This is a genomic window from Pseudomonas sp. NY8896 (assembly GCF_039634505.1).
Window position 1 is genome coordinate 2,980,426 of the sequence record NZ_CP132350.1, and the last position, 13,492, is coordinate 2,993,917.

Below are 13,492 nucleotides of genomic sequence, written 5' to 3' on the forward strand. Positions count from 1 at the left end.
GAGTTCCAACATGCCAAAAATGAAAACCAAAAGCGGTGCTGCGAAGCGCTTCCTGAAGACAGCTTCGGGCTTCAAGCACAAGCACGCTTTCAAGAGCCACATCCTGACCAAAATGTCGACCAAGCGTAAGCGTCAACTGCGCGGTGCCAGCTTGCTGCACCCGTCCGACGTAGCAAAAGTCGAGCGCATGCTGCGCGTTCGTTAATTCTGGTTAAGATAGAGGAAGTTACTCATGGCTCGTGTTAAGCGCGGCGTTATCGCTCGTAAGCGTCACAAAAAAATTCTGAAACTGGCTAAAGGTTACTACGGTGCACGTTCGCGCGTATTCCGTGTAGCCAAGCAAGCGGTCATCAAGGCAGGCCAATACGCCTACCGCGACCGTCGCCAGAAGAAGCGTCAGTTCCGCGCACTGTGGATCGCTCGTATCAACGCCGGTGCCCGCACCAACGGTCTGTCCTACAGCCGTCTGATTGCTGGCCTGAAAAAGGCTTCGATCGAAATCGACCGTAAGGTTCTGGCTGATCTGGCAGTGAACGAAAAAGCGGCGTTTGCTGCGATTGTCGAGAAAGCTAAAGCCGTTCTGGCTTAAGTACCCGCGACAATCACCCGGCGGCGCTAGCGCTGTCGGGCATTGAACGTCATCGATAGGGGAAGAGCCTTCAAAGCTCTTCCCCTATTTTCGTATCTGGAGTCTGTACATGGAAAACCTGGATGCGCTGGTCTCCCAAGCCCTAGAGGCCGTGGAACGCGCTGAAGACATCAACGCCCTGGAACAGATCCGGGTTAATTATCTCGGCAAGAAGGGCGAGCTGACCCAGGTGATGAAGACCCTGGGCAACCTGCCAGCCGAAGAGCGGCCGAAAGTTGGCGCGCTGATCAACGACGCCAAAGAGCGCGTTACCGTTGTGCTCAATGCCCGCAAGGCCGCCTTTGAAGAAGCCGAGCTCAGCGCTCGCCTGGCTGCCGAGTGCATTGACGTTACCCTGCCAGGCCGCGGCCAGGCCACCGGTGGCCTGCACCCGATCACCCGTACACTCGAGCGCATCGAGCAGTTCTTCACCCACATCGGCTACGGCATCGCTGAAGGCCCAGAGGTCGAAGACGACTACCATAACTTCGAAGCGCTCAACATCCCTGGCCACCACCCGGCCCGGGCGATGCACGACACCTTCTACTTCAATGCCAACATGCTGCTGCGTACCCACACCTCGCCGGTGCAGGTGCGGACCATGGAGTCCACTCAGCCGCCAATCCGCATTGTTTGCCCTGGCCGCGTATACCGCTGCGACTCGGATATCACCCACTCGCCGATGTTCCACCAGGTCGAAGGCCTGCTGATCGATCGCGACATCAACTTCGCCGACCTCAAGGGCACCATCGAAGAATTCCTGCGCGTGTTCTTCGAAAAAGAACTGGCGGTACGTTTCCGCCCATCGTTCTTCCCCTTCACCGAGCCTTCCGCTGAAGTCGACATCCAGTGCGTGATGTGTTCCGGCAATGGTTGCCGCGTGTGCAAGCAAACCGGCTGGCTCGAAGTGATGGGCTGCGGCATGGTGCACCCGAACGTGCTGCGCATGTCCGGCATCGACCCTGAAGAGTTCCAGGGCTTCGCCTTCGGCATGGGCGCCGAGCGCCTGGCCATGCTGCGCTATGGCGTCAACGATTTGCGTCTGTTCTTCGACAACGACCTGCGCTTCCTCGCGCAATTCCGCTAGGTCAATGCCCGACGCAACTTTCAGGAGAACAGCATGAAATTCAGTGAACAGTGGCTGCGCGGTTGGGTAAACCCGCAAGTCTCCCGTGACGAACTGGTCGCCCGCCTGTCCATGGCCGGCCTCGAAGTCGACAGCGTTACCCCCGCTGCCGGCCAGTTCAGCGGCATCGTCGTGGGCGAAATCCTCGCCACCGAACAACACCCGGACGCCGACAAGCTGCGCGTGTGTCAGGTGACCAACGGCCAGGAAACTTTCCAGGTCGTGTGCGGCGCGCCTAACGCCCGCCCAGGCATCAAAATCCCGTTCGCCATGATCGGCGCCGAGCTGTCTGGCGACTTCAAGATCAAAAAGGCCAAGCTGCGCGGCGTCGAGTCCTTCGGCATGCTGTGCTCGGCTGCCGAGTTGGAAATCAGCGAAGAGAACGATGGCCTGCTGGAATTGGCGGCTGACGCCCCGGTTGGCGAAGACATTCGCAAGTACCTGAGCCTGGACGATGCCAGCATCGAAATCGGCCTGACCCCCAACCGTGGCGACTGCCTGTCCATCGCGGGCTTGGCCCGCGACGTCAGCGCCCTGTACGACACCCCGGTCACTCGTCCGGTCGTGCCAGCCGTAGCGGCGGCCCACGACGAAGTGCGCCCGGTCGAAGTCAGTGCCCCGGCTGCCTGCCCACGCTACCTGGGCCGCGTTATCCGTAACGTCGACCTCAGCAAGCCAACCCCACTGTGGATGGTCGAGCGCCTGCGCCGCAGCGACGTGCGCAGCATCGACGCCGCCGTCGACATCACCAACTACGTGATGCTTGAACTTGGCCAGCCGATGCACGCCTTCGACCTGGCGGAAATCAACGGCGGCATCCGCGTGCGCATGGCTGAAGAGGGCGAAAAGCTCGTCCTGCTCGACGGCCAGGAAGTGGCCCTGCGTGCCGATACCCTGGTGATCGCCGACCACACCCGCGCCCTGGCCATCGCCGGCGTCATGGGTGGCGAGCACAGCGGTGTGAATACCGAAAAAACCCGCGACCTGTTCCTGGAAAGCGCGTTCTTCGAGCCGATTTCCGTCGCCGGTAAAGCCCGCTCCTACGGCCTGCACACCGATGCCTCGCACCGCTATGAACGCGGCGTCGACTCGCAGCTGGCCCGCGAAGCCATGGAGCGCGCCACTCAGCTGCTGCTGGACATCGTTGGTGGCGAAGCCGGCCCGATCGTCGAAGCCGTCAGCGAACAGCACCTGCCGCAAGTGGCCCCTGTCACCCTGCGCGCCGAACGCATCACCCAGATGCTCGGCATGGAAATGGACCCAGCCCAGGTCGAGCAACTGCTCAACGCCCTGGAACTGACCACCACTCGCAACGGGGAAGGGCAGTGGACCGTCAACGTCCCGAGCCATCGCTTCGACATCAGCCTGGAAGTCGACCTGATCGAAGAACTGGCCCGCCTGTACGGCTACAACAACCTGCCGGTTCGCTACCCGCAAGCCCGCCTGGCCCCCCAGGGCAAGCCAGAGACTCGCGGTGACCTGCCGACCCTGCGTCGTCTGCTGGTTGCCCGCGGCTACCAGGAAGCCATCACCTACAGCTTCATCGACCCGAAACTGTTCGAACTGTTCAGCCCGGGCGTAGAGCCGCTGCTGTTGGCCAACCCCATCTCCAGCGACATGGCCGCCATGCGCGCGTCCCTGTGGCCGGGCCTGGTCAAGGCGCTGCAGCACAACCTGAACCGCCAGCAAGACCGCGTGCGCCTGTTCGAAAGCGGCCTGCGCTTTGTCGGCCAGCTCGGTGACCTGCAGCAGCAGCCGATGATTGCCGGCGTAATCACTGGCAGCCGCCTGCCAGAAGGCTGGGCCAACGGCCGGGACGGCGTCGACTTCTTCGACGTCAAAGCCGACGTGGAAGCCCTGCTGGGCTACTCCGGTGCCCTGAGCGACTTCACCTTCAGCGCCGGCAAGCACCCAGCCCTGCACCCAGGCCAGACCGCCGCCATCGAGCGTGACGGCAAACTGGTCGGCTACCTCGGCGCCATCCACCCAGAGCTGGCCAAGGCCCTGGACCTGGACCGCCCGGTATTCCTGTTCGAGCTGGTGCTGGGCGACGTGGTCGAAGGCCGCCTGCCGAAGTTCAGCGAGCTGTCCAAGTTCCCGGAAACCCGTCGCGACCTGGCCTTGATCGCAGGGCGTGATGTAGCTTCTAGCGCGGTGCTTGAATTAATTCGTGACAATGCAGGCGAATGGCTCACAGACCTCAGGCTGTTTGATGTCTACCAAGGTAAAGGCATTGATCCTGATAGAAAAAGCCTTGCCGTCGGCTTGACCTGGCAGCATCCATCGCGCACTCTTAACGACGATGAGGTGAACACTACCCTGCAAAACATCCTCACCTCGCTCGAACAAAGGTTGAACACCACGTTAAGGAAATAACGGCATGGGTGCTCTGACGAAAGCTGAGATGGCCGAAAGGCTGTACGAGGAGCTGGGGCTTAACAAGCGTGAGGCCAAGGAATTGGTCGAGCTGTTTTTCGAAGAAATTCGGCACGCACTTGAAGAGAACGAGCAGGTGAAGCTGTCCGGTTTCGGCAACTTCGACCTTCGCGACAAACGCCAGCGGCCGGGCCGCAACCCCAAGACAGGGGAAGAGATCCCGATCACTGCACGGCGCGTCGTCACCTTTCGTCCAGGGCAGAAGTTGAAGGCCCGGGTTGAGGCCTATGCTGGAACCAAGCCATAACGACGAACTGCCCCCCATACCGGGCAAACGCTACTTCACCATTGGTGAAGTGAGTGAGCTTTGTGCGGTTAAGCCGCACGTGCTGCGGTATTGGGAGCAGGAGTTCGACCAGCTTAACCCTGTGAAGCGGCGGGGCAACCGGCGGTATTACCAGCGCCAGGATGTGCTGATGATCCGCCAGATTCGTGCGCTGCTTTATGACCAGGGGTTCACCATTGGCGGGGCCCGGTTGAGGCTCTCCAGTGATGAGGCTAAGGATGAATCCAGCCAATACAAGCAACTGATTCGGCAGATGATTGTTGAGTTGGAGGATGTGTTGGTAGTGTTGAAGAAATGAGCTTGTTTGCTGGTAAGTGAAAATTCTTTGAGAAAAAGCTTTCATTTATCAGGAGGTTAGGGTAGATTCTTCATCGTTCTCAGCAGTATCGAGAATAGAGTCGGGGCGTAGCGCAGCCCGGTAGCGCACTTGCATGGGGTGCAAGGGGTCGAGTGTTCGAATCACTCCGTCCCGACCAAATAATCCCAATGACTTAGCCACCCACGGGTGGCTTTTTCATTTTTGGGCATAGTAACTTTTCAAGTGACTTCGCCTTTTTCCTCATCCGATTCTGCTCTTCAGAATTGTCAGCGCCGGCCCGCGCGAGTCGGTGGCCAATACCTTGTTTGCTGCATCAATCTTCTGACCAATCTCCGCTCCGGAGTAATGACGGGTCACGCTTCCGCTCTTGTGGCCAAGTAGCGACTTCCGATCTTCCAAACTCACAGCTGCTGCTTTCAGTCTACGTCCGAATGTATGCTTCAGGTCGTGAACCTTGATGGAAGCGAACCGGGTATTTCTTTCCGGCTTCGACCATGAACGCCGCAAGGTCGTGATGCCTTTGCTCATAGCGATGAAGGTGTCGCTGGTAGCGCTCTGAACCTCTAGCGGATACTTTTCTTCAGTATGACTTCGTCCTTGCCGCTGAAGCGGCTGACTTTGAAGGAGGAGGAGATGTTTAAATGAAAGGAAGGTTCTGCCAGCACATAGTTTGCGCCGAGCTCGAAATGATGAGGCTACAGGCGTAGCCTCGAATAAAGTGGGACGTTAGCGGAATACGCCGGACTCTTCTGCGCTTTCGAGCCTGTTTTCTCGAGGGTTCTTTTCAAAGCGCGCTACTTTTTTGTATATAAGGCGATCCTTTTCGTCGCTCTCCTTTGCGTCGTTGAAAACTTCAAGAGTATTGTCGTCAATGATTTTCACGTGCATTGACCCGGCGCTTTCATCGTCCCAGAGCTCCACGTACCCGACGCGCCCGCTTTGTCGCGCGTAAAGCTCATATGGAACAGCTCGAACTTGCTCTTTGTCATAAATAAATCGCTGCATTCCGAAGTACAAGCCGTTGACGGCTCGATCACTGGTGACATTCGGTATGGGGTTCGGGATTGAAGTAATAATGAAGCCAGCCCCATTGTCAGCGGCCCACTTGTAACCCTCCATCACTTTCTCAAGGGCTTTAATTTGAGCGCCATATTCCCTGCTAGGGATGCTCCGATCAACTTGTCGTGCAGCCGCGGCAAGTTGCAATTTTCCAGGCACCTACAGCGTCATTGGACGAAAAGTGACCGAAAAATCATGTACGGAGAGCTTTTTCGACCGGTTCTCCGTGTTAAACGCGAACCTCACCCATACCCATGAGCTGTTTTCGAACCCTCCACAGGTTTGCCAGGGCGAACAGCGTGGTCAACTGAGCCGTGTTTTTCATCAGCCCACGAAAACGTACTTTCACGTAACCAAACTGCCGCTTGATCACGCGAAACGGATGCTCGACCTTGGCCCGTGTCTGAGCCTTGCAGAACTCGATCTTGCGCTTGGCTTTGTACAGTACGCTGCGCTGGTTCAGCTTGGAATAGGTGCTGCGACGCGCTGCAATCTGCCAGATCACCCCCCGATTTTCATGCTCTTCGCGCCTTTCGACACCGGTGTAACCGGCATCTGCATACACGGCGTTTTCTTCGCCATGCAGCAGTTCAGCCACCTGCGTGACATCGGCCACATTGGCAGCGGTGCCATGGACGTGATGCACCAGGCCGGACTCGACATCGGCACCGATGTGCGCCTTCATCCCGAAGAAATACTGACCGCCTTTCTTGGTCTGGTGCATCTCGGGATCACGCTTGCCTTCTTTATTCTTGGTCGAGCTGGGGGCATGAATAATGGTGGCATCGACGATGGTGCCTTGGCGCAGCGACAGGCCTTTTTCCTGCAGATAACCATTGATGACCGCAAGGATTGCCGGTGCGAGCTGATGCTTCTCCAGCAAGTGCCGGAAGTTCATGATCGTGGTGTCTTCGGGGATTGGCGCGCTCAGCGTCAGGCGTGCGAACTGGCGCATGGGCGTGATTTCGTAGAGCGCTTCTTCCATGGCCGGGTCGCTCAGGGAGAACCAGTTCTGCAACAGATGGATGCGCAGCATGGTTTCCAGAGGATAGGGTTTTCTACCGCCGCCGGCCTTGGGGTAGAACGGTTCGATCAGCTCCAGCAGGCCTGCCCAGGGCACCACCTGATCCATTTCGGCGAGGAAGCGCTCTCGGCGGGTTTGCTTGCGCTTGCCGGCGTACTCAAAGTCGGAAAAGCTCATCTGGCTCATGGGCGGCTCGGATCAGGTGTTGCGGGGATTCTCGCATAACTGAAGGCTTGTTCGGAGATTCCCTAGATCTATCCTGCGGTAGCTCCTGATACTGAAAATCCAGCCGGGCGAAAGCAGTGCTCGAGACGCCAAGGAGGCAGCTGAGCGCGATGGCAACTTTCAACGTCATTCCATTTTCCCCTGTTATTTGCGGCTGCATCAATGCGATGGCTTATTACCATTTTTGCTTGCTGAGGGGCCTTTTTCAATGCTTGACCACCCCGCCCATGTAGGCAGGGCTTAGCATACTTGGTCGCCATATCGTGGCAGTGGATAGAGGGGAGAGGGGTTACAGCGTAGGAGTACGGATGTGCTCCTTTCTGGGGTTTGCGCTGTGGCGCGAGGGGCTTGAGTTCCCTGACAACATTGGCAATTTGCCGATGGCGGAAATTACCCGCGAACAGTTCGAGCGTAAGCGCTCCATGAACCCCACATTCAAAGCGCTCAGCTGATTGCCGATGCTGTGCTCCCGATTTCATTCTGGAGCCCGCACGCCATGATGCGTCCCGACGCCAAAGTCGAAAAAGTCTATCTCTACCCCAAGCCCGTCGACTTCCGAAAATCCATTGATGGCTTGGCGGCGCTGGTCGAGTTGGACATCAAGGTGGCGGTGTTCGACCCCGTGCTCTTCGTATTTCTCAACAAATCCCGCAACCGTGTGAAGATCTTGTACTGGGAGCGCAACGGCTTCTGTCTTTGGCTCAAGCGCCTGGAATCCGAGCGATTCAAAACATCACCTGACGCCACCGACGAAGCGATTGTCCTCACCGTTCAGGAACTGAACTGGTTACTCGACGGTTTTGACCTCTGGCGCAATCGCCCGCATCAGGTTTTGACGCCGCGATTCGTCGCCTGATTCGGTATAATCCGGGGCATGATTTCCATGCCCGAAGACCTTCCCGATGACCCCGTACTGCTCAAGCAGATGCTTGCGCAGTTATTGATGGAGCGCACGGTCGATAAGGGCCAGATCGTCGATCTCAAAGAGCAGGTCAAGCTACTGCGCGACCGTCTGTTCAGTCGCAAGTCCGAGCAGACCGTTGAAACCAACACGCCGCAACTCGCGTTGTTCAACGAGCCGGAAAGCCTGTCGATACCTCCGGTCGATGACGACGAAGAAGTGATCGCGCCAACACTGCGTCGTGGCAAGCGCAAACCGCTGTCCGCTGACCTGCCGCGCATTGAAGTCATCCACGAACTGCCCGAACACGAGCAGGCCTGTGCCTGTGGTTGCCGCAAACACGTGATCGGTGAGGAAACCAGCGAGCAGCTGGATATCGTGCCGATGCAGATCCGGGTGCTCAAACACATCCGTAAAATTTACGGCTGCCGTGGTTGTGAAGCCGCTCCGGTCACCGCTGACAAACCCGCACAGTTGATCGAGAAGAGCATGGCCAGCCCGAGCGTGCTGGCCATGCTGTTGGCCACCAAGTATGTCGATGGTTTGCCGCTGCACCGTTTTGAAACGGTGCTGAGCCGACACGGTATCGAGATTCCGCGTCAGACTTTGGCACGCTGGGTGATTCAGTGCGGTGAGCACCTGCAACCACTGCTGAATCTGATGCGCGACCGGTTGCTGGAAAGCCCGGTCATCCATTGCGATGAAACCCGCGTCCAAGTTCTTAAAGAACCGGATCGAGACCCGACCAGCCAATCCTGGATGTGGGTGCAAGCCAGTGGGCCACCGGATCGGAAAGTCGTGCTGTTCGACTACACCTCCAGCCGTGCGCAGGAGGTGCCGTTGCGCTTGCTGGAAAGTTATCGCGGCTATGTGATGACGGACGATTACGCCGGCTACAACGCCCTGGCGTTGCAGCCGGGTGTCGAACGATTGGCGTGCATGGCGCATGCGCGTCGCAAGTTTGTTGAAGCTCAGAAAGTGCAGCCCAAGGGCAAAGCCGGACGCGCGGATATGGCGCTGTCATTGATCAATAAGCTATATGGCATCGAGCGTGAACTGAAGGACGCCAGTGATGAGCAGCGATTGACTGGCCGGCAGGAGAAGAGCCTGCCGATCATGGGGCAGTTGAAAAGTTGGCTGGACAAAACGCAGCCACATGTGACGTCGCAAAGTGTGCTCGGCAAGGCGGTGAATTACCTAGCGAGCAATTGGAGTCGGCTGGAGCGTTATGTGGAGGCTGGGTATTTGCCGATCGACAATAACCCGGCAGAGCGCGCAATAAAGCCATTTGTGATTGGCCGCAAAGCCTGGCTGTTCAGCGACACGCCCAAGGGTGCCGCCGCCAGTGCTCAGCTCTACAGTTTAGTCGAGACCGCCAAGATCAACGGCCAAGAGCCCTATACGTGGCTGCGCCACGTACTGGAGCGGCTGCCCCATGCGCAGTCGGTGGCAGATTATGAAGCGCTGTTGCCGTGGAACTGTTCACCGGAAATGCCACGGTAAACGATGGCCTCACCTTGCGGTAGGTGGGGTTCATGGATCGCTTACGTTCGAGCAGCGTTTCTACCATCGAGCGCTTGCCGGGCGTACACACGATGGCCTGCGCAATTACACCCATCAACTCGACGACTACCGTGATGGAGGTTCGCAGGCAGACGAAGGAAAAGAGGCTTACGAGGCCATGATTGCCCCGGTGTTCGCCCTGACCTTGTCGTTGCTAGGGGCGCTGGTGCATATCGCCAAGAGCGCGTTGCTGGGTGTGCAGTTGAAGAGTGGTTGGCGCTTCAGGAGCCCTTTGTTCAAGGCATGTGCCATTGTAGCCGTGGTGCTGTTGGTACTGGCGTTGGGCAGGACTTTCATCAGTACCAGCCTGACGTCTCACCCCACTTACCAGGCCTGGACTGGCACTGCTGGCGAGCAGGGCAGCGGCACGCTGATGCTGGACACTATGATCAGGATGCAGACGCTTGCCTATCCGGTATTCAAAGTGCCCCTATCGATGATGGGTTACGTAGCCGCTGCGGCCAAGGATTGGAAGCGGCAGGCACCTGCTGTTCAGTAGTTTCTGCCACGCCTGCCCATCAGATGCCCAGGCAAAAAGAACTGCCACCGGCCTGGTTGGCCGAACTCGCGATTACTGCGCACCGACGCGGTGACTATTTTCATGTCGTGATCATTGTTGCTTGTTTGCGTTTGGATCGAAGTTGAATATCGTGCGCACAGCGACGTTATACATGCGCTCCATTTGGCGCTGGTTTTCCTCTGGATCACTCTCCGTGAACGGGTTGTTCTCATAGAACTTGAGAAACTCTGCGTACAACCGCAAGGCAGCTTTGGCATTGGCCCGATACGCAGGGGAATTATAAGCGGGCTTTTGTGTTGGCTTGAGCATCTCTTCGGGTATCACAGGTCGATTCAGATCGACGAACAAGCGTTTAATAGGGTCTGTTCCCTCCTTTTTCGCCACCTTGACCTCTGGCTTAGCTGCTTGTACGGGAGCTACTCGCACGGCAGCGCAGGTTTCCGGGTGATGATTTGAAACCATCCGGTAGGTCTGGGCCTTCAGCGCTACCTTGTACTTTGCACGACACCCGACACAGGTGCGCTCAAAAACAATATTGGAAAAATACTCCGCAGCCACTCGGGCAAACCTCTGGTCTGACACCCCCTCCCCGTAAGGCACCGGGTACCTGAGCACAGAATCCAGGAAAGATACGTCGCCCTGCACGCAAGCATCCGCCACCCGATTACCCAGTTCTTCGGCCAATTCTGCGTACAACGCCACACGATAGGCCTCGACCGAGGCCTTGCTTGTGGGGTTGTAGTCGTTATGAGGGCCTTCATCAAGAGAAAGTCGGTCGAAAAATGCCCGGCACTCCAACACCGAGGCATAGGCTGCATCGTAGTACCGCCCGCGCCGCCTTTGAGTACCAGGTACGAGCTCGCGGGTGCGAATCGCCACAATTCGGTCTGCGAGGTAACTGGTGAATTCGTTGTAGTTCATAGCACATCCTTGAGAGTGAGCTCAGGTTGACAAGAGCCTGATGCAGCGCCGCAAATTGGTTTATAACACTTTTGCCGTTTCAGCTTTGGGCTTCAGCGTTTTGTTCAGGGGAGAATTCATCTAACCCCGCCGCCACCCCGAAATGCCAATCAAATGTTTCCGTAGCACCTGCGCAATAGGGTGGATTTGCCTTGCTGCGCCTTCCCACTCGAAATACTACTTTAGGGATAGGCTCCGATTACACACAGAAATCCGAATACCCCAATTTGGAATGCCTCGAGAACTTCACCGAGCAGCGCATCCCGCTCGCCCAGCTGGGCGAGTGTCGTTTCGGCCACGCATCGTTGGACCTGTCCACGGTAATTGATGGTTGCTTGGATAATGAGATCCAGCCGTACACAGGGCTGAATGATGGCAATTGGAGCTTGGATGGAGTATTACAAGGCACCGGCACGGAGCCGGGTCAAAAAGGAATTTGCAATGCAACAGACCGCCGTAGGGCCATTCGACATCACGCTGAATCCGCAACCCTTGAGCCGTGCTACTGAGAAATCTGGCCTCGGTCGATTGTCTTTGGACAAGCAGTTCAAGGGTGACCTGGACGCCACCAGTCAAGGTGAGATGTTGTCCTTTCGCAGCAGCGTTCCAGGTTCTGCAGGTTACGTTGCCATGGAAACTGTGCAGGGAACCTTGCACGGTCGCAGCGGTAGTTTCGTACTTCAACACAGTTCGACCATGAGCCGTGGGGCGCCCGTTCAGTCCATCACCGTCGTACCTGACTCAGGCACTGACGCGCTTTCTGGGCTAACAGGTAGCATGGTGATCACGATCACCGACGGGCATCACTCATACAAGTTTGAGTACATGCTACCCGATCAAAGCTGATTTGCATTTGCAGTCGTTCTGCGATGAAGCAGTTTTGGCTTCACGGCTTGCCGTGACCGGTAAAGGAGCAGAGACGTGGGAATTAGCAATGTGTTCGTTCGCCCTATAGCTGCACGTGATTGGCCGTTATATCGGGATATGCGCTTGAGGGCTCTGCAAGACTCACCCGCTGCCTTCGCAAGTACCTACGCTTCTGAAGTGACCAGAAGTGATGACGATTGGGCGGCCCGTATCTCGGCTGTCGCAGCTTCGAAATACGCACAGGCGTTTTTGGCTTTTCAGCACGCAGAGCCTTGTGGTTTGGTGTGGTGTAAAGCTTCAGAAGCGGCGTCAGGAGTCGTCGAGATTTTTCAGATGTGGGTGGAACCTGCCGTGCGAGGGGTCGGAGTCGGCCGGTCTCTGCTAGCAGAAGCTATTGCTTGGGCTGAAAGTCGCGGGGCGCAAACTGTCAGGTTAGGTGTGACGATTGCAGACTCCCCGGCGATGAGCTTGTACAGAAAAAGCGGATTTTGTGACAGCGGCTTACCAGAGCCTTTGCGAGAAGGTTCTATGTTGATGTCCCAGGCGATGGACCTGAATCTAGGATCACGCGTTTAAGTCGGCCCCAATAGCTTAACTAACTTTAGGGTGAGCTCGGTCCCGCAGGGGCCCCGACTGCTATTTCCCGAGCGACCCAACTTTTGAACGCCTCCGCTACCGGCGAGGGGTGCATCATGCCTGATTGAGCCAGCACCACTTTTTGCGGTGATACGGCTTCCAGCAATGGCCGGCACAACAGCGGTGTGCCGTCATAACAGTGATCCCCAGCAGGCCGGGTGCATGAAAGCGCAACCCCATAGCCATGGGCGACCAGGCCACGTTGCATCTCGAAGGTCTGGGTATATTGCTGTGTACGCGGTTGCAGGTTATGCGCCCAAAACAGTGAAAGGAAATACTCGCGGGTTTGCGCGATATCCTCAAGAATCAAACACTCTTGCGCCAGTTCATGCAGCGGTATCGCGGCCAGGTGGGCGAGCCGATGGTCAGTGGCGATGAGCGCGTAGGGTTTCAATTCGGCCAACACCTGACGCGGCAGCGAGGGATCGAGGCCTATGTCATAGGTAAGCGCAAGCTCGGCTTTACCGGCGCTCAGATGGCGGTGCACGCCTGCCAGGTCGGTCTCGAACAGTGTTACCTCGACTTCGGGATACTGCTTGCGAAAGCTCGACAGCAGCCTGGGCGCGTAATAAGGGCCCAAGTCTTGAAAGCAGATAAGCGACAAGTTGCCGCGAAGTGAGCCTTGCACCGTATCCGCTTTTTGATTCATGGCGATGGCCATGCCAATGATATCGCGTGCCTGGGCGAGCAAGCGCGTGCCCGCTGAGGTCAGCTCCAGCCCACGGCTGACCTGGCGCCGGAACAGCCGCTCATTCAGCGCCTCTTCAAGCTGAGCAATGGCAACCGACACCGAGGGCTGTGAAACGTGCCGGGCTCTCGCTGCAGCGCTGATGCTGCCATGTTCGGCCACGGCCACGAAGTACTCGAGCTGCCTGAAAGAGAACCCTATCATTTTTTCCTATACTCAAAATTAGGAAATATATTCTTTTCCTATTGGTGCCA

The 13,492-nt window shown here is 57.2% G+C and carries 16 protein-coding genes, 1 tRNA gene and 1 pseudogene; 13 read left to right on the plus strand and 5 right to left on the minus strand.

Features of this window, described 5'->3' with window-relative positions:
- The first annotated feature begins 10 nt into the window (after positions 1-10).
- The 7 genes from rpmI (at position 11) to Q9451_RS13525 (ending at position 4,952) form a co-directional block, all read left to right on the plus strand.
- Positions 11-205, plus strand: coding sequence for a 50S ribosomal protein L35 (gene rpmI, locus Q9451_RS13495; RefSeq protein ID WP_003250667.1), 195 nt, complete (start codon positions 11-13; stop codon positions 203-205).
- 27 nt (positions 206-232) lie between these two features.
- Positions 233-589, plus strand: a complete 357-nt coding sequence (gene rplT / locus Q9451_RS13500) for a 50S ribosomal protein L20 (protein ID WP_003250671.1) — start codon at positions 233-235, stop codon at positions 587-589.
- A gap of 109 nt (positions 590-698) precedes the next feature.
- Positions 699-1,715, plus strand: coding sequence for a phenylalanine--tRNA ligase subunit alpha (gene pheS, locus Q9451_RS13505; RefSeq protein ID WP_003250674.1), 1,017 nt, complete (start codon positions 699-701; stop codon positions 1,713-1,715).
- A 33-nt stretch (positions 1,716-1,748) separates the two neighbouring features.
- Complete coding sequence (gene pheT / locus Q9451_RS13510; RefSeq protein WP_012273092.1) at positions 1,749-4,130, plus strand: phenylalanine--tRNA ligase subunit beta; 2,382 nt, start codon at positions 1,749-1,751, stop codon at positions 4,128-4,130.
- Positions 4,131-4,134: 4 nt separating this feature from the next.
- The gene (gene ihfA, locus Q9451_RS13515; protein WP_003250679.1) at positions 4,135-4,437 is read left to right on the plus strand and encodes an integration host factor subunit alpha; all 303 of its coding nucleotides are present in this window, start codon (positions 4,135-4,137) and stop codon (positions 4,435-4,437) included.
- Complete coding sequence (locus Q9451_RS13520; protein ID WP_003250681.1) at positions 4,418-4,774, plus strand: MerR family transcriptional regulator; 357 nt, start codon at positions 4,418-4,420, stop codon at positions 4,772-4,774. The genes ihfA and Q9451_RS13520 overlap by 20 nt, the downstream gene beginning before the upstream one ends.
- 101 nt (positions 4,775-4,875) lie before the next feature.
- Positions 4,876-4,952: transfer RNA gene (locus Q9451_RS13525), tRNA-Pro, on the plus strand.
- A gap of 83 nt (positions 4,953-5,035) precedes the next feature.
- On the opposite strand, the pseudogene Q9451_RS13530 reads toward Q9451_RS13525, so the two are convergent.
- The 3 genes and pseudogenes from Q9451_RS13530 to Q9451_RS13540 form a co-directional block, all read right to left on the minus strand.
- Positions 5,036-5,263, minus strand: a pseudogene (locus Q9451_RS13530) (integrase); the annotation flags it as partial.
- A 258-nt stretch (positions 5,264-5,521) separates the two neighbouring features.
- Positions 5,522-6,013, minus strand: coding sequence for a hypothetical protein (locus tag Q9451_RS13535; protein ID WP_345960948.1), 492 nt, complete (start codon positions 6,011-6,013; stop codon positions 5,522-5,524).
- Positions 6,014-6,083: 70 nt separating this feature from the next.
- Positions 6,084-7,064, minus strand: coding sequence for an IS5-like element ISPa41 family transposase (locus Q9451_RS13540; RefSeq protein WP_014003920.1), 981 nt, complete (start codon positions 7,062-7,064; stop codon positions 6,084-6,086).
- Positions 7,065-7,411: 347 nt separating this feature from the next.
- Here Q9451_RS13540 and Q9451_RS13545 point away from each other — a divergent pair, with 347 nt between their 5' ends.
- The 4 genes from Q9451_RS13545 (at position 7,412) to Q9451_RS13560 (ending at position 10,066) form a co-directional block, all read left to right on the plus strand.
- On the plus strand, positions 7,412-7,555 hold the full coding sequence (locus Q9451_RS13545; protein ID WP_345960949.1) for a hypothetical protein: 144 nt from the start codon (positions 7,412-7,414) through the stop codon (positions 7,553-7,555).
- A gap of 44 nt (positions 7,556-7,599) precedes the next feature.
- The gene (tnpB, locus tag Q9451_RS13550) at positions 7,600-7,959 is read left to right on the plus strand and encodes an IS66 family insertion sequence element accessory protein TnpB (protein WP_012270248.1); all 360 of its coding nucleotides are present in this window, start codon (positions 7,600-7,602) and stop codon (positions 7,957-7,959) included.
- Between the two features lie 18 nt (positions 7,960-7,977).
- The gene (locus Q9451_RS13555; protein ID WP_041166353.1) at positions 7,978-9,507 is read left to right on the plus strand and encodes an IS66 family transposase; all 1,530 of its coding nucleotides are present in this window, start codon (positions 7,978-7,980) and stop codon (positions 9,505-9,507) included.
- A 178-nt stretch (positions 9,508-9,685) separates the two neighbouring features.
- Complete coding sequence (locus Q9451_RS13560; protein ID WP_345960950.1) at positions 9,686-10,066, plus strand: hypothetical protein; 381 nt, start codon at positions 9,686-9,688, stop codon at positions 10,064-10,066.
- 111 nt (positions 10,067-10,177) lie between these two features.
- On the opposite strand, the gene Q9451_RS13565 is transcribed toward Q9451_RS13560, so the two are convergent.
- A complete protein-coding gene (locus Q9451_RS13565) occupies positions 10,178-11,008 on the minus strand; it encodes a hypothetical protein (RefSeq protein WP_012272997.1) in 831 nt (276 codons plus the stop codon).
- Positions 11,009-11,488: 480 nt separating this feature from the next.
- Between Q9451_RS13565 and Q9451_RS13570 the strand changes: the two genes are divergently transcribed.
- Both Q9451_RS13570 and Q9451_RS13575 read left to right on the plus strand, forming a co-directional pair.
- A complete protein-coding gene (locus Q9451_RS13570) occupies positions 11,489-11,893 on the plus strand; it encodes a DUF3224 domain-containing protein (RefSeq protein ID WP_041166743.1) in 405 nt (134 codons plus the stop codon).
- Positions 11,894-12,031: 138 nt separating this feature from the next.
- Positions 12,032-12,490, plus strand: coding sequence for a GNAT family N-acetyltransferase (locus tag Q9451_RS13575; protein WP_071984781.1), 459 nt, complete (start codon positions 12,032-12,034; stop codon positions 12,488-12,490).
- 25 nt (positions 12,491-12,515) lie between these two features.
- On the opposite strand, the gene Q9451_RS13580 is transcribed toward Q9451_RS13575, so the two are convergent.
- Positions 12,516-13,406 carry a LysR family transcriptional regulator gene (locus tag Q9451_RS13580; protein WP_231118560.1) on the minus strand — a complete coding sequence of 297 codons (891 nt, stop codon included), beginning with the start codon at positions 13,404-13,406 and terminating at the stop codon, positions 12,516-12,518.
- Between the last annotated feature and the right edge of the window lie 86 nt (positions 13,407-13,492).

Bases quoted from the DNA above. Each gene is read 5' to 3' on its own strand.
- Q9451_RS13540 (WP_014003920.1), bottom strand. From the start codon at position 7,064: ATGAGCCAGATGAGCTTTTCCGACTTTGAGTACGCCGGCAAGCGCAAG.
- pheS (WP_003250674.1), top strand. From the start codon at position 699: ATGGAAAACCTGGATGCGCTGGTCTCCCAAGCCCTAGAGGCCGTGGAA.
- Q9451_RS13565 (WP_012272997.1), bottom strand. From the start codon at position 11,008: ATGAACTACAACGAATTCACCAGTTACCTCGCAGACCGAATTGTGGCG.
- ihfA (WP_003250679.1), top strand. From the start codon at position 4,135: ATGGGTGCTCTGACGAAAGCTGAGATGGCCGAAAGGCTGTACGAGGAG.
- rpmI (WP_003250667.1), top strand. From the start codon at position 11: ATGCCAAAAATGAAAACCAAAAGCGGTGCTGCGAAGCGCTTCCTGAAG.
- Q9451_RS13570 (WP_041166743.1), top strand. From the start codon at position 11,489: ATGCAACAGACCGCCGTAGGGCCATTCGACATCACGCTGAATCCGCAA.
- rplT (WP_003250671.1), top strand. From the start codon at position 233: ATGGCTCGTGTTAAGCGCGGCGTTATCGCTCGTAAGCGTCACAAAAAA.
- tnpB (WP_012270248.1), top strand. From the start codon at position 7,600: ATGATGCGTCCCGACGCCAAAGTCGAAAAAGTCTATCTCTACCCCAAG.
- Q9451_RS13545 (WP_345960949.1), top strand. From the start codon at position 7,412: ATGTGCTCCTTTCTGGGGTTTGCGCTGTGGCGCGAGGGGCTTGAGTTC.
- Q9451_RS13560 (WP_345960950.1), top strand. From the start codon at position 9,686: ATGATTGCCCCGGTGTTCGCCCTGACCTTGTCGTTGCTAGGGGCGCTG.
- Q9451_RS13555 (WP_041166353.1), top strand. From the start codon at position 7,978: ATGATTTCCATGCCCGAAGACCTTCCCGATGACCCCGTACTGCTCAAG.
- Q9451_RS13575 (WP_071984781.1), top strand. From the start codon at position 12,032: ATGCGCTTGAGGGCTCTGCAAGACTCACCCGCTGCCTTCGCAAGTACC.
- Q9451_RS13520 (WP_003250681.1), top strand. From the start codon at position 4,418: ATGCTGGAACCAAGCCATAACGACGAACTGCCCCCCATACCGGGCAAA.
- pheT (WP_012273092.1), top strand. From the start codon at position 1,749: ATGAAATTCAGTGAACAGTGGCTGCGCGGTTGGGTAAACCCGCAAGTC.